Annotated in this window: 20 protein-coding genes; 14 read left to right on the top strand and 6 right to left on the bottom strand. The window is 60.9% G+C overall.

Annotated features, from left to right (window positions below; genetic code table 11):
- Positions 1 to 38: 38 nt before the first annotated feature.
- The 3 genes from H9C73_RS00405 to ald are packed head-to-tail and all read right to left on the bottom strand — an operon-like array spanning position 39 to position 1,661.
- Positions 39 to 230 (bottom strand): YgaP family membrane protein, encoded by a 192-nt coding sequence (locus H9C73_RS00405; protein ID WP_209285795.1) that lies wholly within the window; start codon positions 228 to 230, stop codon positions 39 to 41.
- A 26-nt stretch (positions 231 to 256) separates the two neighbouring features.
- Positions 257 to 490, bottom strand: coding sequence for a hypothetical protein (locus H9C73_RS00400; protein WP_209285794.1), 234 nt, complete (start codon positions 488 to 490; stop codon positions 257 to 259).
- A 49-nt stretch (positions 491 to 539) separates the two neighbouring features.
- Positions 540 to 1,661 carry an alanine dehydrogenase gene (gene ald / locus H9C73_RS00395; protein WP_209285793.1) on the bottom strand — a complete coding sequence of 374 codons (1,122 nt, stop codon included), beginning with the start codon at positions 1,659 to 1,661 and terminating at the stop codon, positions 540 to 542.
- Positions 1,662 to 1,796: 135 nt separating this feature from the next.
- Between ald and ilvD the strand changes: the two genes are divergently transcribed.
- The 4 genes from ilvD (at position 1,797) to H9C73_RS00375 (ending at position 7,507) form a co-directional block, all read left to right on the top strand.
- Positions 1,797 to 3,629: a dihydroxy-acid dehydratase gene (gene ilvD / locus H9C73_RS00390; RefSeq protein WP_209285792.1), complete on the top strand. Its 1,833-nt coding sequence runs from the start codon at positions 1,797 to 1,799 to the stop codon at positions 3,627 to 3,629.
- Between the two features lie 154 nt (positions 3,630 to 3,783).
- Positions 3,784 to 5,889: a 5-histidylcysteine sulfoxide synthase gene (gene ovoA / locus H9C73_RS00385; protein ID WP_209285791.1), complete on the top strand. Its 2,106-nt coding sequence runs from the start codon at positions 3,784 to 3,786 to the stop codon at positions 5,887 to 5,889.
- Between the two features lie 13 nt (positions 5,890 to 5,902).
- Positions 5,903 to 6,070, top strand: coding sequence for a hypothetical protein (locus H9C73_RS00380; protein ID WP_328797904.1), 168 nt, complete (start codon positions 5,903 to 5,905; stop codon positions 6,068 to 6,070).
- 102 nt (positions 6,071 to 6,172) lie between these two features.
- Positions 6,173 to 7,507: an SLC13 family permease gene (locus H9C73_RS00375; protein WP_209285790.1), complete on the top strand. Its 1,335-nt coding sequence runs from the start codon at positions 6,173 to 6,175 to the stop codon at positions 7,505 to 7,507.
- Between the two features lie 43 nt (positions 7,508 to 7,550).
- Here the strand turns inward: H9C73_RS00375 and H9C73_RS00370 are convergent, their stop codons facing one another.
- Complete coding sequence (locus H9C73_RS00370; RefSeq protein ID WP_209285789.1) at positions 7,551 to 7,952, bottom strand: acyl-CoA thioesterase; 402 nt, start codon at positions 7,950 to 7,952, stop codon at positions 7,551 to 7,553.
- Positions 7,953 to 8,170: 218 nt separating this feature from the next.
- Between H9C73_RS00370 and H9C73_RS00365 the strand changes: the two genes are divergently transcribed.
- The 9 genes from H9C73_RS00365 to phoR all read left to right on the top strand — a co-directional run bounded on the left by H9C73_RS00365 (position 8,171) and on the right by phoR (position 18,586).
- Positions 8,171 to 9,139 (top strand): PstS family phosphate ABC transporter substrate-binding protein, encoded by a 969-nt coding sequence (locus H9C73_RS00365; RefSeq protein WP_209285788.1) that lies wholly within the window; start codon positions 8,171 to 8,173, stop codon positions 9,137 to 9,139.
- Positions 9,140 to 9,278: 139 nt separating this feature from the next.
- A complete protein-coding gene (locus tag H9C73_RS00360) occupies positions 9,279 to 11,543 on the top strand; it encodes an ABC transporter permease subunit (RefSeq protein ID WP_209285787.1) in 2,265 nt (754 codons plus the stop codon).
- 24 nt (positions 11,544 to 11,567) lie between these two features.
- Complete coding sequence (gene pstA / locus H9C73_RS00355) at positions 11,568 to 13,256, top strand: phosphate ABC transporter permease PstA (protein ID WP_209285786.1); 1,689 nt, start codon at positions 11,568 to 11,570, stop codon at positions 13,254 to 13,256.
- Positions 13,257 to 13,293: 37 nt separating this feature from the next.
- On the top strand, positions 13,294 to 14,127 hold the full coding sequence (gene pstB, locus H9C73_RS00350) for a phosphate ABC transporter ATP-binding protein PstB (RefSeq protein ID WP_209285785.1): 834 nt from the start codon (positions 13,294 to 13,296) through the stop codon (positions 14,125 to 14,127).
- Between the two features lie 20 nt (positions 14,128 to 14,147).
- On the top strand, positions 14,148 to 14,897 hold the full coding sequence (gene phoU, locus H9C73_RS00345) for a phosphate signaling complex protein PhoU (protein WP_209285784.1): 750 nt from the start codon (positions 14,148 to 14,150) through the stop codon (positions 14,895 to 14,897).
- Positions 14,898 to 14,993: 96 nt separating this feature from the next.
- The gene (locus H9C73_RS00340; RefSeq protein WP_209285783.1) at positions 14,994 to 15,536 is read left to right on the top strand and encodes a chorismate--pyruvate lyase family protein; all 543 of its coding nucleotides are present in this window, start codon (positions 14,994 to 14,996) and stop codon (positions 15,534 to 15,536) included.
- Between the two features lie 23 nt (positions 15,537 to 15,559).
- Positions 15,560 to 16,441 carry a 4-hydroxybenzoate octaprenyltransferase gene (gene ubiA / locus H9C73_RS00335; RefSeq protein ID WP_209285782.1) on the top strand — a complete coding sequence of 294 codons (882 nt, stop codon included), beginning with the start codon at positions 15,560 to 15,562 and terminating at the stop codon, positions 16,439 to 16,441.
- Positions 16,442 to 16,546: 105 nt separating this feature from the next.
- Positions 16,547 to 17,242 (top strand): phosphate regulon transcriptional regulator PhoB, encoded by a 696-nt coding sequence (gene phoB, locus H9C73_RS00330; RefSeq protein ID WP_209285781.1) that lies wholly within the window; start codon positions 16,547 to 16,549, stop codon positions 17,240 to 17,242.
- 42 nt (positions 17,243 to 17,284) lie between these two features.
- The gene (gene phoR / locus H9C73_RS00325; protein WP_209285780.1) at positions 17,285 to 18,586 is read left to right on the top strand and encodes a phosphate regulon sensor histidine kinase PhoR; all 1,302 of its coding nucleotides are present in this window, start codon (positions 17,285 to 17,287) and stop codon (positions 18,584 to 18,586) included.
- Here phoR and cysZ read toward each other — a convergent pair.
- Entirely contained in the window at positions 18,570 to 19,325 is a 756-nt protein-coding gene (cysZ, locus tag H9C73_RS00320; protein WP_209285779.1) for a sulfate transporter CysZ, read from the bottom strand. The two genes, phoR and cysZ, sit on opposite strands and share 17 nt — an antisense overlap.
- Before the next feature lie 114 nt (positions 19,326 to 19,439).
- On the opposite strand from cysZ, the gene H9C73_RS00315 reads away from it, so the two are divergent.
- Positions 19,440 to 20,381: an NADP-dependent oxidoreductase gene (locus tag H9C73_RS00315; RefSeq protein WP_209285778.1), complete on the top strand. Its 942-nt coding sequence runs from the start codon at positions 19,440 to 19,442 to the stop codon at positions 20,379 to 20,381.
- A 1-nt stretch (position 20,382) separates the two neighbouring features.
- Here H9C73_RS00315 and H9C73_RS00310 read toward each other — a convergent pair whose 3' ends face one another.
- Positions 20,383 to 20,871, bottom strand: a complete 489-nt coding sequence (locus tag H9C73_RS00310) for a hypothetical protein (protein ID WP_209285777.1) — start codon at positions 20,869 to 20,871, stop codon at positions 20,383 to 20,385.
- Positions 20,872 to 20,882: the final 11 nt, after the last annotated feature.

Genomic DNA, 20,882 nt, shown 5'->3' with positions numbered 1-20,882 from the left:
CCAGAGCTTAGAGCGCCGGTGATGAATGCTGTCTGAATTCAGTCGCTGCGGCGGCAGGTCCGAAGCCCCAGCAGGCTGTACAGCGGGCAGGTACCGGAAATCGCGATGGCAATGATCGGGACCCCAATCAGCCCCCACCAGGTCTGCGGGCCAAAGAAGATCAGAATGATGAACACCAGTCCGATCAATACGCGGACCAGTTGATCCAGAATACCAATATTGCGTTCCATGAGGGTCACTCCTCTCTACACGACAATTAGCGAGACGATTGCCGCCGTGAGCGTTGCCACAGCAGCAAAAAGCGCAGGTTGTATGTCAGCCCCAGCAGCAGAACCGGTGGCAGGGTCAGCAGAAAAACCCAGCCCAGTGCCGGGCTGCCCAATACCTGGCCCAGCCAGAGGCTGGCCACACACAGGATTGCCAGTGGAATCCCCAGTTTCATACAGCGTTTCAACCAGGGGTCCGCATGAATGGAATTGTTCTGCTGCATCAGCATCTCCTTATATGAATCCCGAGTCTGAAGCGGCCCCGATGCACGATCAAGCACCGCCCAGCTCTTTTTCCGGATCACTATGCGGCAGATCAAAGGCGCGCGCCACCCCTGCGCAGGTAATACGGCCTGAATGCACATTGAGCCCGGGCAGAAAACCCGGCACCTCCTGCAGCGCCCGGCGCCAGCCATCATCAGCAAGGCGCTCGATGTAGGGCAGGGTGGCATTGGTCAGCGCCAGCGTTGAGGTACGCGCCACGGCACCCGGCATATTGGCCACGCAGTAGTGCACGATGCCATCGACCTCAAATACCGGATCGGCATGCGTGGTCGGGTGGCTGGTTTCAAAACAGCCTCCCTGATCGATCGCCACATCGACCAGCACGGCACCGGGCTGCATCTGCTTGAGCATGGCACGGGTCACCAGTTTGGGTGCCGCCGCGCCGGGCAACAGGACCGCACCCACCACCAGATCAGACTGGGCCAGTTGCTGTTCGATATTTTCACGGGTGGAATAAAGTGTGGTCACACGGCCATCGAAGCGCTCATCCAGCTGTTTCAGGCGCGGTATCGACTTGTCCAGCAGACACACCTGCGCGCCCATGCCCACCGCAATCCGGGCCGCATTTTCACCCACGACACCCCCGCCGATGATGAGCACTCGCCCCGGGCTCACGCCCGGTACGCCACCCAGCAGCACGCCCCGGCCACCCTGTGCCTTTTCCAGGCAGTGCGCACCGGCCTGAACGGCCATCCGGCCGGCCACTTCACTCATGGGGGCCAGCAGTGGCAGACCGCCGTGCGCATCCTCGACCGTCTCATAGGCGATCGCGGTGCAGCCGCTGGCGATCAACGCTTCCGTCTGCGGCCGGTCGGCCGCCAGATGCAGGTAGGTGAACAGCACCTGATCCGCACTGAGCCAGCCACATTCGTTCAACTGGGGTTCCTTGACCTTGACGATCAGGTCTGCCCAGGAGAATACGGCCCGAGGGTCATCCACCATCACGGCACCGGCCTGCTCGTAGGCTCGGTCGCTAAAGCCGGCGGCCACACCCGCGCTCTGTTCGACCTGAACCTGATGGCCCTGCTCGACCAGCTCTCGCACGCCCATGGGGGTCATGCCAACGCGGTATTCGTGGTTCTTGATCTCTTTGGGGATACCGACACGCATGACAAGACTCCTTTTTAATGCCTTCGATAACAGTCAGTGTAGTTGATGCTGAAGCAGGTTCATGCACCTCGGCGCTGCGGTTTTATCTGATATACTCGGGCTTATTTGAAGAACCCGAATTCCGAGGGGAGCCCCATGCCAGAGTATCGTTCCAAGACCTCTACCGCCGGCCGCAACATGGCAGGTGCCCGCGCCCTCTGGCGCGCCACCGGCATGAAGGACGATGATTTCCACAAGCCGATCATCGCCGTTGCCAACTCCTTTACCCAGTTCGTGCCAGGGCACGTACACCTGAAGGACATGGGGCAGCTGGTCGCGCGCGAAATTGAAGCCGCAGGCGGCGTCGCCAAGGAATTCAACACCATCGCCGTGGATGACGGCATCGCCATGGGTCACGACGGCATGCTCTACTCGCTGCCGAGCCGCGACATCATCGCCGATTCCGTGGAGTACATGGTCAACGCCCACTGTGCCGATGCGCTGGTGTGCATCTCCAACTGTGACAAGATCACCCCGGGGATGCTGATGGCCGCCATGCGCCTGAACATCCCGGTCATTTTTGTCACCGGCGGCCCCATGGAAGCCGGTAAAACCAAACTGGCGGACCACAAGCTGGACCTGGTCGATGCCATGGTGCTGGCCGCCGACCCGAATGCATCGGATGAGCAGGTGGAAGCCGTTGAGCGTTCTGCCTGCCCCACCTGTGGTTCCTGCTCCGGCATGTTCACCGCCAACTCCATGAACTGTCTGGCCGAAGCACTGGGTCTGGCACTGCCGGGCAACGGTACCGTGGTCGCGACCCACGCCGACCGCAAGCAGCTGTTCCTGCGTGCCGGCCGCACCATCGTCGACCTGGCCAAAAAGTACTATGAAGGCAACGACGAACGCATCCTGCCCCGCGCCGTGGGCCTGAAGGCGTTTGAAAACGCCATGACGCTGGATATCGCCATGGGCGGCTCCACCAACACCATCCTGCACCTGCTGGCCATCGCTCAGGAAGCGGAGATCGACTTCACCATGAAGGATATCGACCGCCTTTCCCGCGTTGTACCTCAGCTGTGCAAGGTGGCGCCGAACACTCAGAAATACCATATCGAAGATGTGCACCGCGCCGGCGGGATCATGGCGATTCTGGGTGAGCTGGACCGTGCCGGCAAACTGCATACTGACGTGCCGACGGTGCACTCGGCCACCATGGCCGATGCGCTGGACGAGTGGGACATCATGCGCAGCCCGACGCCTGAAGTCGTTGAATTTTACAAGGCGGGCCCGGCCGGCATTCCGACGCAGGAAGCCTTCAGCCAGGCGACCCGCTGGCCGTCTCTGGATGGTGACCGTGCCAACGGCTGTATCCGCTCCATCGAGCATGCCTTCTCACAGGAAGGTGGCCTGGCCGTGCTGTACGGCAATATCGCACTGGATGGCTGCGTGGTGAAAACCGCAGGGGTTGATGATTCCATTCTGGTCTTCGAAGGCTGCGCCAACGTGATGGAGTCTCAGGACGAAGCGGTACGCAAAATCCTCAACGATGAAGTCAAGGCCGGTGATGTAGTCATCATCCGCTACGAAGGCCCGAAAGGCGGCCCCGGCATGCAGGAGATGCTGTACCCCACCTCCTACCTGAAGTCCAAGGGACTGGGCAAGGAGTGTGCGCTGCTGACCGACGGTCGTTTCTCCGGGGGCACCTCCGGCCTGTCAATCGGCCACGCCTCGCCTGAAGCCGCTGCAGGCGGCGCCATCGGTCTGGTGAAGAACGGCGATCGCATCCGTATCGACATCCCCAACCGCAGCATCAACGTGCTGGTCTCCGATGAGGAACTGGCGCTGCGCCGTGCCGAGCAGGACAAGCTGGGCTGGAAGCCCGCGGAAGAGCGTCCGCGCAAGGTCTCCGCAGCCTTGAAAGCCTACGCCAAACTGGCCACATCGGCTGACAAGGGCGCGGTCCGCGACCTGGACCAGCTCGACTGAGCCTCCCCCCGGAGCCGCCTGCCGGCTCCGGGGTCTGATCCAATCCCGCCTTATCGCAGTATCCATATCCGAGCCCACGGCCGGCCTCTCATGCCACACCTGTCCGGTCGTCTACACTCAGTTGACCCTTTCACCCCTCGGATCAGGACTGCACATGGAACGCCTAACCCGTACCCCTAGGCTGGATAACCCGGACACGGATGCGCTGCGCCGCGAGATTCTGGACTACTTTCATACCACCTGTGACCGCTACGAGCAGCTGTTTGAAGTGCTGACCTGCGACGAAGCCTATACCGTCAAACCCATCCCGCTGCGCCACCCGCTGATCTTCTATTACGGCCACACTGCCACCTTTTTTATTAACAAGCTGCTGTTGAGCGGTCTGATAGAAACGCGCATCAACCCGCACTTTGAGTCCATTTTTGCCGTTGGGGTGGACGAGATGAGCTGGGACGACCTGAATGACGATCACTATGACTGGCCGACCGTCGAGGCGGTGCGAGCCTATCGCCATCAGGTGCGTCAGCGGGTCGATCGGGTGATTCGGGAAGCACCGCTGACAACGCCCGTCACCTGGGACCACCCCTGGTGGACACTGCTGATGGGCATCGAACACGAGCGCATTCATCTGGAAACCTCATCGGTACTGATCCGCCAGCATGCGCTCAAGTACGTACAGTCCCACCCGGCCTGGCCCGCCTGTCGCGACTCGGGTCCGGCCCCGGCCAACCAGCTGATCGAAATTCCGGCGGGCCGCGTGACACTGGGTAAGGCACGCGACGATGCCTTTTACGGCTGGGATAACGAGTACGGCGAACATGTGGCCGAGCTGAATGCCTTCAAGGCCGCACAGATGCTGGTCTCCAATCAGGAGTTTCTCGCCTTTGTGGAAGCCGGAGGCTATGCCGAACCCAATTGGTGGAGCGAGGAGGGCTGGCAATGGTGCCAGTTTGCCAAGGCCGAGCACCCCACCTTCTGGGTCCACACTGAGCAGGCGTGGGAACTGCGTTTGATGTGTGAGCAAGTGCTGATGCCCTGGGACTGGCCGGTTGAAGTCAACTGCCACGAGGCCGAGGCGTTCTGCCGCTGGAAGGCCGATCAAACCGGTGAGCCGATTCGGCTGCCCAGCGAGGATGAGTGGTACCGCCTCTACGACCTGGCTCAGGTCGGAGCCCCCGCTCCCGGTGACACCGTCAACGCCAACCTGCACCTGGACCACTTTGCCTCTTCCTGCCCGGTGTACCGCTTTGCTCAGGGCGACTTTTTCGATATCAGCGGCAATGTCTGGCAGTGGACGCAGACACCGATCTATCCGTTTGAAGGCTTTGCGGTGTACCCGTACTACGACGACTTCACCACCCCCACCTTTGACGACCAGCACAACCTGATCAAGGGCGGCAGCTGGATCTCCTGTGGCAACGAGAGCCTGCGCAGCGCACGCTATGCCTTCCGGCGTCACTTTTTCCAGCATGCCGGCTTCCGCTACGTGTCCGGCCCCGCTCCCGAAGCGCCGGTCACGTCCCGCTATGAAACCGATGAGCTGGCTGCCCAGTACGCGGACTTCCATTACGGTGAATCCCATTTCAGCGTGGCCAATTTCCCGCGTACGCTGGCGCGTCTGGCCATTGAGCTGGCAGGCCCCGAGCGCAACACCAAAGCGCTGGATCTGGGCTGTGCAACCGGCCGGGCCAGTTTCGAGCTGGCCCATCATTTCCGCCACGTCGACGGGGTGGACTTCTCTGCCCGCCTGATCAATCTGGGCGTGCAGCTGCAGCAGCAGGGCCGCCTGCGCTATACATTGCCTGAAGAAGGTGAGCTGGTGAGCTACCATGAGTGCGATCTGGCTTCACTCGGCCTGAGCGAATGCGCCGAGCGGGTCAACTTCATTCAGGGCGATGCCTGCAATCTCAAGCCGATCCTTACCGGCTACGATCTGATTCTGGCCGCCAACCTGATCGACCGACTCTACGACCCGCGCCAGTTCCTGGAACAGGTCCACACCCGCCTGAACCCGGACGGCCTGCTGGTGCTCGCCTCCCCCTACACCTGGCTGGAAGCCCATACCCCGAAAGAGGCCTGGCTGGGCGGGTTCAAGCGCGATGGGGAAAGCGTGACCACACTGGATGGGTTGCATGCCGTGCTGGACACGCACTTTGAGCGCATTCGCGAACCTGAGGAAATTCCCTTCGTCATTCGCGAAACCCGTCGCAAATACCAGCATACCCTGTCCGAAGTCACATGCTGGCGGCTCAGGTCTTGATCTGAACGCCCAGGTGGCCTCCATTATCCAGGGTTCCACCGAAACCACCTTTTATGTACTGGCCGTCTACTTCGGTGCCGTTGGGGTGCGCCACACCCGTCACGCCGTCTGGTGCGGCCTCAGTGCCGACCTGGCGGGCATCGTCGCCGCCATCTTCTGTGGCTACTGGTTTTTCGGCTAAGCCACTCTACACTTCAAATCGGTGTGGCTACGACCAAAGTAGCTCCATACCGGCCAACTGTGTAGAATTCGCGCTCCTTTAAACGCGTACTGGGAGATAAGCATGTCCGGCAAGTGGATCACCTTTCTGCTGGCGGTACTCAGTGCTGCCGGCATCTGGTTTCTGGCACCGCTGGAAGCCGAGCTGCGCACCGGTCTGGCCATTCTGGCCGTCATCGCCATTCTGTGGATGACCGAAACCTTCAATATTACCGTCACGGCACTGCTGGTACCGGTATTGACCGTTGTGGCCGGCGTATTTTCAGTGGCGGACGCACTGAAGAATTTTGCCAACCCGATCATTTTCCTGTTTCTGGGCGGGTTCGGTCTGGCGGCTGCACTCAATGCGCAGGGGCTGGACAAGTTCATTGCCGGTCATGTCATTCGGCTCGCTCGCGGCCGCCTGGGCACCGCATCCATCCTGCTGTTCCTCACCGCAGCCGGGCTGTCCATGTGGATCTCCAACACTGCCACCACCGCCATGATGTTGCCGCTGGCTCTGGGCCTGCTGCGCCAGCTGCCCTATGAGGATAATGAACGCACCTACTGGTTCGTGCTGCTCGGGGTCGCCTATTCCGCCAACATTGGCGGCATCGGGACACTGGTGGGCTCTCCGCCCAATGCCATTGCCGCCGCCGAGGTAGGGCTGAGCTTTACCGATTGGCTCAAGTTCGGCATTCCCACCGTCATCCTTTCGCTGCCGCTGATGATTCTGGCGCTGTTTTTCCTCTGCCGCCCGGACATGAGCCACCGTTTCCAGGCCGTACATCGTCACGAGCCGCTGAATCGCCAGCAGTGGATGACGCTGGGCATTTTCGCGCTCACCGTGGCCATGTGGCTGTTGAGCAAGCCGCTCTCGGGTCTGATCGGCATCAGCAAGGGGCTGGACTCCATCATCGCCCTGAACGCCATCCTGCTGCTGTGTATGCTGCAGCTGGTGAACTGGAAGAAGATTGAGGAGTCGGCGGACTGGGGCGTGCTGCTGCTGTTCGGTGGGGGGCTGACCCTGTCCGCCATGCTGAAAGCAACGGGCGCCAGCGCCTTCCTGGCCGGTGGCCTGAGTGATCTGATGGCCGGCGCCTCGGCCCCGCTGTTCCTGCTGGTCGTGGCTGCCTTTGTGGTCATGCTGACGGAAATCGCCAGCAATACGGCCAGCAGTGCCCTGCTGGTCCCGATCTTCGTTGGCATCGCCGGCAGCATGGGGCTGCCGGCTGATATCATGGCAGTGGTGATCGCCGTGGCGGCTTCCTGTGCCTTTATGTTGCCGGTGGCCACGCCGCCCAACGCCATTGTGTACGGTTCGGGCTACCTGCCCCAGCGTCAGATGATGCGCGCCGGGGTAGTGCTGAATGTGATGATGACCCTGATCATCGCCGGTGGCGCCTGGGCCATGCTCTAGGCCATTTCACCCTGTGCGGCCGGAACCCGAGCGGGTCTCCGGCCTAGTCGGCCTTGGGCAACGCGCGAATATGTCCGCGCGGATCGATGGCCACCTGCACACACTCGGTACGGGTCACCTTGCGCAGCTCCTGTCCGTCCGGACACTGGCCCCAGGCTTCAACGCCAATACGCAGGGAACTGTGCCCCCGCTCCAGCACCCGGGTGTAAAAGCTCAACACCGTACCCTGCAGTACCGGTGACATGAAGCTCATCGGTCCTACCGACACCGTTGCCACACGGCCCCGCGCTTCCTGGCCCGCCCGGATTTCACTGGCCAGCACCAGTTGCGAGGCCACCCAGCCACCGTATACATCCCCAAACATGTTGACCGCCTGCTGGCCGGCCGGCAGCTGAAGGCTTAACTCCCCTTCCGGTTGCAGGGCCTGATCATCGTTTATTGTCATTGTCGCTGATCTCTCGTTGCGCTTATGGTTGTCAGCCGGTGGCCTCCACCGTTGCTGTGTGCTGTGCACATTATACGTAAGTCGTACACAAACACAGCCGTCTCTGAATCTCGACACGGATTCCAATTCTTTGTGCCGTTGTCACGTTTCCGTCACAAACCTTCCCTATAGTGCCTGCATGTCAAATCAATAACCCGATTCCTAACCAGGAGCCGATGATGAAACCGATGAAAAAGCTGTTCGCGGCCGTTGCCATGACCGCCACCTGCTTCACCGCTCAGGCAAGTGACCTGCTGGACCCGAACCTGCCGACTTACCAGAAAGCTTCTGGTGTATCCGGTAACCTGTCCAGCGTGGGTTCTGACACTCTGGCCAACCTGATGACGCTGTGGGCTGAAGAGTTCAAGCGCAACTACCCGAACGTCAACATCCAGATTCAGGCTGCTGGTTCTTCTACTGCGCCGCCCGCTCTGACCGAAGGCACGTCCAACATCGGCCCGATGAGCCGCAAGATGAAGGACAAGGAAATCGAAGCCTTCGAGAAGAAATACGGTTACAAGCCGACTCCGGTTGCCGTTGCCATCGACGCGCTGGCCGTATTCGCACACAAGGACAACCCGATCAAGGGCATGAGCATCGACCAGGTTGACGCTGTGTTCTCCTCTACTCGCAAGTGTGGCGCTGCTGCCGACGCAACCAAGTGGAGCGATCTGGGCATCAGCGGTTCTCTGGCAGACCAGAGCATCCAGCTGTTCGGCCGCAACTCTGTATCCGGCACCTACGGTTACTTCAAGAAAGTCGCTCTGTGTAAAGGTGACTTCAAAAACAGCGTAAACGAACAGCCGGGTTCTGCGTCCGTTGTTCAGTCTGTGTCTACCTCTGTTAACGCACTGGGCTACTCCGGCATCGGCTACAAGACTGCCTCTGTTCGCGCACTGCCGCTGTCCAAGAAAGGCACCGACTTCGTTGAGCCGACTCCGGAAAACGCCATCACTGGCAAATACCCGCTGGCACGCTCTCTGTTCGTTTACATCAACAAGAAGCCGGGCCAGGACCTGCAGCCGCTGGAGCGTGAGTTCCTGAAACTGGTGCTGTCCAAAATCGGTCAGGAAGTGGTCGTAAAAGACGGCTACATTCCGCTGCCGGCCAAGGTTGTTGAGAAGCAGATGCAGGACCTGGGTCTGTAAGGAACACAGCCCTACCTGTATCACCGGGGAGTCGTTTGACTCCCCTTTTTGCGTTTTATGACAGCTGTAACAGAGCTGTCACACTATTGACTTATTGTACGCGCCATACCAAGTTCGACACTTCTCAGGACCCTCGACCATGAGTATTGAGCAATCCAACACCGTGCCGGAGCTGGACTTTAACACCCCGGCTCAGCGTCGCCTTCGACAGGCACGCATGCTGAAGGACAAGCTGGCTGCCAGCAGCATCGCCATTGGCGGTATCAGCGTGATCCTTGCCGTCGTGATGATCTTCTTCTACCTGCTGTATGAAGTGGCTCCCATGTTCCGTTCAGCGGACATCGAGCCCTGGGGCGGCCAGGAGGAAGTGACCTACCCGGTGCCCGGCAGTGGCTCTACGCTTTATCTGGCGGTCGAGGAGCAGGCCGAAATCGGCTTCCGGGTCACCGACACCGGCGAGATGATCTTTTTTGACACCGTAACCGGACAGGTGCGCAAGACCGAACAGCTGGCACTGCCGGAGGACGTCAGCGTGACCACCTTCAGCCTGCTGTCCGAAGCGAGCCAGACCTTTGCCTTTGGTCTCAGCGACGGCACCATCAAGGTGATCAAGCACAACTACAAGGCGACCTACCCCAACGGTCAGCGCGTACTGATCCCGGAGCTGGTGTATCCGCTGGGTGAAGCGCCGCTGCAGGTCGCCAACGGTCCGATTCAGAAGCTGGCCATCAACCGCGACTCCGACGAGTGGGCTCTGATCGCCCTGAGTGCCGGCCAGTTGACCGAGCTGACCCTGTCGCTGACGGAAAACTTCCTGACCGGCGAAGTCGAAATTGAAGAAAGCCGTCGCGATCTGCCCGCCTTCAATCAGGCGCCGAACAAGCTGCTGATGACCCCGGACCATCGCTGGCTGCTGGCCAGTCTGCCGCTGGGCCGCGTGGCCGTGATGACGCTGGGCAACCAGCCGGAAGTCTCTGAGCTGATCGAAGCCACCAAGGGCGAAATCACCAGCTTTGAGCTGCTGCTGGGCGGCAACTCCCTGATCATCGGTGACAGCAAGGGCCGCCTGTCTCAGTGGTTCTTCGTGCGCGATGAAGACAATGAATATCACCTGACCCACATCCGTGATTTCGAGCACACGCCAGACGCCATTACCAACCTGACCACTGAACAGCGCCGCAAGGGCATCCTGACCCTGACCGAAAACGGCACGCTCAACATCTTCAACAGTACCGCCAACCGCAACGTACTGCGTGAGCCCCTGTTTGATCGTCAGGCTGATGCCATGGCACTGGCACCGCGTGCCGATGCCCTGCTGGTGCAGCACGGCAGCCAGCTCAGCTTCTGGCATGTGGACAACGAGCACCCGGAGATCTCCTGGAGCGCTTATTGGGAGAAGGTCTGGTACGAGGGCTACGAGGAGCCCGAGTTCATCTGGCAGTCCTCTGCGTCAAACAACGACTTCGAACCCAAGTACAGCCTGATGCCGCTGGCCTTCGGTACCCTGAAAGCGGCCTTCTACGCCATGCTGCTGGCCACCCCGCTGGCAATCTGCGGTGCGATCTATACCGCCTACTTCATGGTGCCGAGCATGCGCCGCAAGGTGAAGCCGTTTATCGAGCTGATGGAAGCGCTGCCGACCGTTATCCTCGGCTTCCTGGCAGGCCTCTGGCTGGCCCCGTTCATGGAAGCCAATCTGGCCGGCATTTTCGTCTGCCTGCTGGTGATTCCGATCGCCATCGTGCTGTTCGGTTTCACCTGGAACAACATGCCCAACAAGATCCGCTTCATGATTCCGGAGGGCTGGGATGCGGCCCTGCTGGTGCCGGTGGTGATTCTGGCCACCTGGCTGGGCCTGGGACTCGCCGTTCCGGTTGAGGATGCACTTTTCGGTGGCCACATGCCGACCTGGCTGAGCAATGAAGTGGGTATCCCCTACGACCAGCGCAACGCGATGGTGGTGGGTATCGCCATGGGCTTTGCCGTGATCCCGACCATCTTCTCCATTACCGAAGATGCGATCTTTGCCGTGCCCAAGCACCTGAGCTACGGCTCACTGGCACTGGGTGCCACCACCTGGCAGACGCTGACCCGCGTGGTCCTGCCGACCGCCAGCCCGGGCATCTTCTCGGCCCTGATGATCGGTATGGGCCGTGCCGTGGGTGAAACCATGATCGTGCTGATGGCCACCGGCAACACGCCGATCATGGACATCAACATCTTCGAAGGCATGCGCACTCTGGCCGCCAACATCGCGGTTGAGATGCCGGAATCCGAGGTCGGCAGTACCCACTACCGCACCCTGTTCCTGGCCGCCTTCGTGCTGTTCCTGTTCACCTTCTTCGTGAACACTCTGGCGGAATTCATACGTCAGCACCTGCGCAAGAAATACGGATCCCTGTGATCGCCGAGAGTGAGGATTAGATAGATGCGTTATTCAGTCAGTGAATGGACCAAATCCGGCTCGCCGTGGGTCTGGCTTAATGCCGGTGCGGTCGCCATCAGCGTGATCATGGTGGTGGGGCTGCTGGGCCTGATCGCCGTGCGCGGTCTGGCCCACTTCTGGCCGGCCGATGTAATGCAGGCCACCTACACCCAGGGCGACCAGAGCCGTCGCATCATGGGTGAGCTGGTGCAGCAGGAAATGGTGCCTGCCGAGCAGCTGCGCGGCGCCGGCATTCAGGTTCCCGAAGGGGTGGAAGCGATGCGCCGTGACCTGCTCAAGGTCGGTAACCGTGACCATCTCCCGGCCGACTTTGTCTGGGCCATGGACAGCCGGATCACCGACCGGACCCATCCGGAAATGATCATGGTCGCCGAGCGTCTGGAGTGGGGCAACTTCTACGGTTACCTGCGTGAAGTGCGTGAAGACGGCCAGACCGTTGCCCGTCATGAGGGCTACGAGAAAAACGACGACTACATGAATGTCTGGCAGGAGTTCCAGCGCCGCATCGAGCGCGTACTGGAGATCCGTGAGCAGATTCTGGAGATCGAAAAGCACAAGATCGGCAGCATCAACTACGAGCTTGAGCGCCTGCGTCTGAAAGAGCGTTCGCTGGAGCTGGAACAGTCCACCGACGCCGACGCCTATGCCGAAATCGAAGCGCGCCGTGCCGAGCTGGATGCCGATTACGAAGTACTGCAACAGGACCTGATCGACCTGTACACCCGCATCAACCGCGACAGCTTCACCGCTGAGATTGCGGACGGTCGTGAAGTGGAAGTGGATGTGGCCAAGGTGGTGCGTGCCTTCCTGCCCAACAACATGGGCACCGGCGACAAGCTGATGCACTACGCAGCCAAACTCTGGGAGTTCCTGTCGGACGAACCGCGTGAGGCCAACACGGAAGGCGGTATCTTCCCGGCCATCTTCGGTACCGTGATGATGGTGATCCTGATGTCCGTACTGGTCACCCCGTTCGGTGTGATCGCTGCGGTATACCTGCGTGAATACGCCAAGCAGGGCTTTATCACCCGCCTGATCCGCATTGCGGTGAACAATCTGGCCGGTGTGCCCTCCATTGTCTATGGTGTATTCGGTCTCGGTTTCTTCGTCTACTTCCTGGGCGGCACCATCGACGATCTGTTCTTCCCGGAAGCCAAACCGGCACCGACCTTCGGCACCGGCGGCCTGATGTGGGCGTCCATCACCCTGGCCCTGCTGACCGTGCCGGTCGTGATCGTGGCCACCGAAGAAGGTCTGGCCCGTATCCCACGCTCCGTGCGTGAGGGTTCACTGGCGCTGGGTGCTACCAAATTTGAAACCCTGGTCAAGGTGGTTCTGCCGATGGCCAGCCCGGCGATGATGACCGGTGTCATTCTGGCGATTGCCCGCGCGGCCGGTGAAGTGGCACCGCTGATGCTGGTAGGTGTTGTGAAGCTGGCACCGAGCCTGCCGCTGGACGGTAACTATCCGTTCCTGCACCTGGACCAGAAGTTCATGCACCTGGGCTTCCACATCTATGATGTCGGTTTCCAGAGCCCGAACGTCGAAGCCGCCCGACCGCTGGTCTATGCTACGGCATTCCTGCTGGTCGTCGTGATCGCCCTGCTGAACTTCTCGGCCATTGCGATCCGCAACCACCTGCGCGAAAAATACAAAGCGCTTGAAATGTAATCCAGGCTCACGAATTCTGATTTGAAGGTTGACCAACATGACTAGCGAAGCCAAAACCCACGCTATCGACATCTCTTCCATGCAGCGTGACGACCGTCAGCTGAACCTGGATGACGAGCAGATCACCCTGCAGGTAAAAGACCTGCGCCTGAGCTATGGCGACAAGGAAGCCCTGCACGGTATCGACATGGATATCCCCAAGAACCGTGTGACCGCCTTTATCGGTCCGTCCGGTTGCGGCAAATCCACCCTGCTGCGCTGCTTCAACCGCATGAACGATCTGGTGGACGGCTGCAGCATCAGCGGTGAGCTGCTGCTCGATGGCGACAACATCTACGACCGTACCGTTAACGTGGCGGACCTGCGCCGCCGCGTGGGCATGGTGTTCCAGAAGCCGAACCCCTTCCCCAAGTCGATCTATGAAAACGTGGCCTACGGCCTGCGTATTCAGGGCATCAACAAGAAGCGTGTCATCGACGAAACCGTGGAATGGGCCCTGCGCTCCGCCGCCCTCTGGGACGAAGTGAAGGACCGCCTGCACGAAAGTGCGCTGGGCATGTCCGGTGGTCAGCAGCAGCGTCTGGTGATCGCCCGCACCGTGGCGGTAAAACCGGAAGTGCTGCTGCTGGACGAACCGGCCTCGGCACTGGACCCGATCTCCACGCTGAAGATCGAGGAACTGATCCACGAGCTCAAGAAAGACTTCACCATTGTTATCGTGACCCACAACATGCAGCAGGCGGCCCGTGTGTCCGACTACACCGCCTTCATGTACATGGGTGATCTGATCGAGTTTGGTGCCACCGATGCGCTGTTCACCAACCCCGAGAAGAAGCAGACTGAAGACTACATCACCGGCCGTTACGGTTAATATCCAGGGAGACAACAACCGTGGAACTCGAAAAAGACAGCTATTCGACCCATATTTCCCAGCAGTTCAACGAGGAGCTGGAACAGATCCGCACTCAGATGCTGACCATGGGTGGCATTGTAGAGCGTCAGGTCAGTGATGCCGTGGAAGCTCTGCTCAACGGTGATGTGGAGCTGGCCGAACAGTCGCGCCGCATCGACCAGCAGACCAACGAAATGGAACTGCTGATCGACGAACAGTGCACCACCACCATCGCTCGCCGTCAGCCGGCTGCCAGCGACCTGCGCCTGATCGTGTCCATCAGCCGTGCCGTCTCCGACCTGGAGCGGATCGGTGACGAAGCGACCCGCATCTGCAAGATGGCGATCGAGCTGGCCGATAACGGCGCCAACCAGCGCGGATTCCAGGAAGTGCGTCACATCGGCAACCTGGTACGCGACATGGTCAAGGAAGTGCTGACCGCCTTCGCACGTAACGACCTGGAGATGGCCTACAGCGTTGCCAAACAGGACCGCAGCGTCGACCAGGAATACCGTACGGCCATGCGCTCGCTGGTGACCTACATGATGGAAGATGCCCGCGCCATCTCCAACGTTCTGAACGTGATCTGGGCGCTGCGCAGCCTGGAACGTATCGGTGACCACGCCCGCAACCTGGCTGAGCACCTGATCTATCAGGTCAGCGGCACCGACGTGCGCCACCAGAGCCTCAAGCAGATCAAACAGACCGTCCGCGAAGAAGCCGACAACTCGTCTGACGACGAAGGTTGATCCGCTCTGGTCCGGGTCGGCACCGCCTGTCGGCCCGGACAGCACGCGCCTGAAAATGCTACACTGCGCACCCCCGAACTGACGGAAACGGTGTACGTGTCTGCTCGCACAGCTCTGATCAATCCTGCTCGATCCCACCACTGGCAGCCTGCCGCCTGTCCGGGGCAAGCCCCGCGGCACTGGCGTCCCTGGCTCAAGGACGAGGGTTCACTGACGCAACGCCTGACACGCGCCGCCAACGGCGAATTTGCCGTGCGTGTGTTGTCCCAGCGCTGGTCACGCCCTACCGCCGATGAAGCCCGTGCACTGGGGATGCGCAGCCGTCAGGTGGCCCTGATTCGTGAAGTGGAGCTGCTGGGCAAGGATGGCACCCCCTGGGTCTATGCCCGCTCGGTACTGCCGGCCACCACACTGACCGGTCGCGAGCGTCGCCTGCGCCTGATCGGCAGCCGCTCGCTGGGTTCGTTGATGTTCAGTGACCCCAGCCTCAGCCGCAGTCCGCTGTTTGCGGCCGCCCTCACCGATGACCACGGACAGCGTTACTGGGCCAGGCGCTCCGTGTTCCGATTACACGCCAAGCCCCTGCTGGTATGCGAGGTTTTTCTCCCTGCCATGGAGCACGTACAATACCCGCTCTGACCCTCTGAGCAGGAGTACCCCAGTTGCAGACCTCAGCCGAACGTCCCTTGAAAGACCGCTTACAGGCCTACGTGCATCTGATGCGTGCCGATCGACCGATCGGGACCTATCTGCTGCTCTGGCCAACGCTCTGGGCCGTCTGGATCGCTGCCGAGGGGATGCCGCCGCTCGACCTGCTGGTCATTTTCTGTCTGGGCGTGTTTCTCACCCGTTCCGCCGGCTGCGTCATCAACGACTTTGCCGACCGCCACATTGACGGCCATGTAAAGCGAACCAACCAGCGCCCCTTGCCCACCGGGCGGGTGACCGAGCGTGAAGCGATCGGTCTGTTCATCGGACTGATGCTGGCCGCTTTCGTGCTGGTCCTGTTCACCAACACGATGACCATCCTGATGTCCTTCGTCGGTCTGGCGCTGGCGTTTGTCTACCCCTTCATGAAGCGCTATACCCACCTGCCGCAGCTGGTACTGGGCGCGGCCTTTGGCTGGGCCATCCCCATGGCCTTCACGGCGGCTCAGGAGCAGATCCCGCTGACCGCCTGGCTGCTGTACGCCGCGAAGCTGCTCTGGACCGTCGCCTACGACACCCAGTACGCCATGGTGGACCGGGACGACGACCTGAAAATCGGCGTCAAATCCACCGCGGTACTCTTCGGACGCCTGGATAAAATGATCGTCGGTCTGCTGCAACTGGTGGCACTGGGCCTGCTGCTCTGGGTGGGCCGGATCGAACAGCTGGGGCTGGCGTTTCACCTCAGCCTGCTGGTGGCGCTGGGCTTCTTTGTCTACCAGCAGTGGCTGATCCGTGACCGGGAGCGCATGCCCTGCTTCAGGGCCTTTCTCAACAACCACTATGCCGAGCTGGCCGTGCTGCTGGGGCTGATCCTGGACTACGCACTGACTTGACCGGCATCAGCGCGAGCTGGACAAAATCCGGGGTTGTCATATTACTGTAATCGAAACGTCTTCTAATATTAGCCTCCGACAACCCTGTAAACGAGGCAGAAAACGATGTCTGCATCAAAACGCGTACTGATCGTTGACGACGAAGCGCCGATCCGCGAAATGATTGCCGTGGCTCTGGAAATGGCCGGTTACGAGTGCTTCGAAGCCGAAAATGCACAGGACGCCCACGCTCAGATTATCGACCACACGCCTGATATGGTCCTGCTGGACTGGATGATGCCGGGCACCAGCGGCGTTGAGTTCGCGCGCCGACTGCGCAAGGATGAAGTGACCGCCGATATCCCCATCATCATGCTGACCGCCAAGACCGATGAGGATAACAAGATCAAGGGACTGGACAGTGGTGTCGACGACTACATCACCAAACCCTTTTCACCCCGCGAGCTGGTGGCACGACTCAAGGCAGTCCTGCGCCGGACGACCCCCAAGGGCGTCGAGGAGCCGGTCACCGTGGATGGTCTGACGCTGGATCCGGTTTCACACCGGGTCACCGCTGACAATGCGCCGCTGGAGCTGGGCCCGACCGAGTTTCGCCTGCTGCAGTTTTTCATGACCCACCCTGACCGCGCCTACTCACGCAGCCAGTTGCTCGATATGGTCTGGGGCGGTAACGTTTATGTCGAAGAACGGACGGTCGACGTACACATCAGGCGCCTGCGCAAGGCACTGGGCAACCGTCATGATTATCTGGTACAAACCGTACGCGGCACCGGCTACCGCTTCTCGGCGCAGGTCGCCTGAGCCGCAGACCCTGATTGAACGTCCACCGGATGGAGTCCTTTCATGCATGTACCCCAGCATGCACTGCTGATCAAACTGGTGCTGTGCGGCCTGATTGGCCTGGCCACAGGGGCCCTGCTCGGCCACGCGCTGGCGGGGTTCAGTGTCGGGCTGCTGGTGTGGGCCGCCTACCAGATTCGCCGCTTCAATCAGCTCAGCGAGTGGCTGCAGCGGGAGGATGGTGCCGAGCCACCGGAAGCCCGGGGCGCCTGGGGCGAGCTGTTTGACGAGCTGGCCCGGATGCAGAAACGCGGCCGTGCCCGTGAGCAGTACCTGCGCGGCATCATCTCCCGCTTCCAGCAGTCCTCGGCAGCCCTGACCGATGCCATCGTCATCGTCGACAACCAGCACAACCTGGAATGGTGGAACCGGGCGGCAGACCGCCTGCTGGGCCTGAGGGCCACCTCCGACCGCGGCAAGCCACTGATGAACCTGCTGCGTGACCCGCGCTTCGTGCGCTATTACCGCAAGGGGCACTACCAGGAACCGCTGGAGCTGCCCTCACCGGTAAACAGCGATATCCGCCTGCAGTACCAGATCAGCACCTTCGGTGATCAGGACCGCCTGCTGGTCGCACGTGACATCACGCGACTGGTCCGGCTGGAGCAGACACGTCAGGACTTCGTGGCCAACGCCTCACACGAGTTGCGCACCCCGCTGACCGTGATCCGAGGCTATCTGGAAACCTTCCTCGATCAGGAACTGCCACGGCCGCTGATGCGTGGCCTGAATCAGATGCAGCAGCAGGCTCGGCGCATGGAGAGCCTGGTCACCGACCTCCTGCTGCTGTCGCGACTGGAAGCCAGCCAGCATATCAGTGACGAGCACCCGATTCTGATTCACGCCCTGATTCGGCAGATTCACGAAGATGGCGAAGCGCTGGCGACCGAACGTGGCCACCGTTTCGTGCTGGATATCGACCCGGAATACGATCTGCTGGGGCAGGAAAACGAGCTGCAAAGCGCCTTTTCCAACCTGGTGTTCAACGCCGTGCGCTACACGCCGGACAACGGCACCATTACACTGCGCTGGTGGGCGGATACTCAGGGGGGGCACTTCTCCGTCACCGATGACGGCATCGGCATTGAACCCATGCACATCCCGCGCCTGACCGAACGTTTCTACCGTATCGACGAGAGCCGTTCCTCCGCCAGCGGCGGCACCGGACTGGGACTGGCCATCGTCAAGCACGTGCTGGTGCGGCACGACGGCCACCTGAGCATCGAAAGTGTGCCGGGCGAGGGCAGCACCTTTACCTGCCACTTCCCGCCCGACATGGTGGTCCCGGTCAGACGCGCGGAGTAAGCTCGCGGCTCTCCCCCGCATATTCTTCCACCCAGTAGAGGGTGGCGCCGATCACGGCCGCCGGCATCACGATGAGGTTGACGACCGGGATCAGCATGCCAAGCTGCACCAGAGCGCCAAACCCGACCGAGGTCACCCGGCGCGCCTTGAGCAGCTCCTTCATCTGCCTGAAGCTGACCCTGTTGTTGTCCATCGGATAGTCACAGTACTGAATCGACATCATCCAGGCCCCGAACAGGAACCAGAGCAGAGGGGCCAGCGGCGTAATGAAGGGGATGAATGTCAGCACCAGTATCACCAGAAAGCGCGGCAGGTAATACGCCAGCTTGTGCAGCTCACGCTGCAGGGCACGCGGAATCATCGCCAGCACGGCCATCCAGCCTTCATCCGTGATCGGATCGCCCCGCAGTTGCCGCTCCACCTTTTCCGACAGAAAGCCGTTGAACGGCGCCGCGATCAAATTCGCCACGATGGAAAAGCCGTAATACACGCCCACCATCACGACCAGCGCAAACAGCGGCCAGAACAGCCAGTACAGAAAGTCGAGCCAGTCCGGCACAAAGCTCAGCCAGTAATCGACCCAGACACTGAACTGCTCGATCAGCAGCCAGATCGCTCCTACAAACAGCAGCACGTTCACCAACAACGGCACCAATACGAAGCGTCTCAAGCCGGGCTGAGGCAGCATGGCCGCGCCCCGCAACAGATAACTGGCCCCATGGACGGGATTGCCTTTCATCACTCCTCCTCGCTGCAAAGATTGCCAGATCAGGCCGGATCCATTTACTCTTGAACTATGCTACCCGCATAAACGGCCATGCCGACCGCGGGCCAATAAACCGGAGAGATTAACATGAAAGCCATTCGCATCCATGACTTTGGCGGCCCTGAGCAGCTCCGCCTGGAGGAAATCGACTGCCCAGTTCCCGGCCCCGGCGAGGTGTTGGTGCACAATCGAGCGGCAGGGGTAAACCCGATTGACTGGAAAACCTGCTCCGGCGGAGGCGCCAGCAGCTTTATTGAGTCTATGCCCTTTTGCCCGGGCTGGGAGTTCGCCGGTACCGTGGAATCACTGGGTGAGGGGGTCGACCAGTTCCGCCCGGGTGATGAAGTGTTGGGCTTCACCAATTTCCCCCATGCGGCCGGCTGTTATGCCGAATATCTGGTGGCCCCGGCAGACCAGATCTGCCTGCGTCCCGCTGCGCTGGACCCCGTCTCGGCCGCCGGGCTTGGCCTTGCGGGCCTGACCGCCTGGCAAGCCCTGTTTGAAGCCGGCGAATTCAAGTCCGGCCAATCCGTACTGGTGCTGGCCGCGGCCGGCGGCGTGGGCCATCTGGCCGCACAGTTGGCCAAGTGCAAGGGGGCTTACGTGATCGGGACCGCCTCAGGCACCAACAAGGCGTTCCTGCAAAGCCTGGGATGTGATGACATCATTGATTACACCCGCCAGCATGTGGAGAACCTGATTCACGATGCCGATCTGATCATCGACGGCGTGGGAGGCGAGGCCGCCATCAAGGCGCTGGACTGTCTGAACCCGCACGGCCGCATGGTGACGCTGCCGTCGGTTACCGCTGCCGAGGTGATCGCCGCCGGTGAAGCCAAAGGCGTGAAAGTCTGTGGTATTCGTGCCCGCCCGGATGCGGCCCAGTTGCACGAACTGGCCATGCTGGCTTCCAGCGGCAAGGTGATGCTGACACTGGCCGACAGCCTGCCGCTGGAGCAGGCCGCCGAGGCACACCGTCTCAGCGCTCAGGGCCATACCCGTGGCAAACTGGTCCTGACCATCCGCTGATCTATTGGGCGCTGCCTGAATCCGCGGCGCCCGGCACATTGCCGCCCGAGCAAAACAGCGCCTGCTGGCGCATCAACAGGCGGCAACCTTCACCCCGAATGTTGCGGTCCCAGCAGGCATACTTGGCCCAGCTCTTATCGTCTTCCGTGGGTTCTTCGCGGAATTCGGGCACCCCTTCACAGAACCCGTCACTGGCGGCCGCCGTTTCCAGACAGGCGTTCAGGAAGCGGCCATGGTTCACGGTGCACTCAAAGCCGGTACAGCCGTCAAACTCCGTCAGCGCCTTGTCCAGGCAGTCCGACTGGCTGTTGGCACGCCCGAACGCCAGACCGTCGTTGCGCCAGGCCGCCGCCTGCTGGGCTCGCTCAGCGTTGAACTCCTCCAGCCAGGCAGCCTTCGCCGCCTGCCACCAGTCCGGCTGGACCTGCCACAGGAGTACCCCGATCAGAGCCGGTATCAATACCAGCGCCGCTATGATTTTTTTCACCATCCAACCTGCTC

Origin of the sequence: Marinobacterium alkalitolerans (genome assembly GCF_017776525.1) — a bacterium.
GTDB lineage: Bacteria > Pseudomonadota > Gammaproteobacteria > Pseudomonadales > Balneatricaceae > Marinobacterium > Marinobacterium alkalitolerans.
This window is presented reverse-complemented; position numbering and strand designations above follow the sequence as displayed.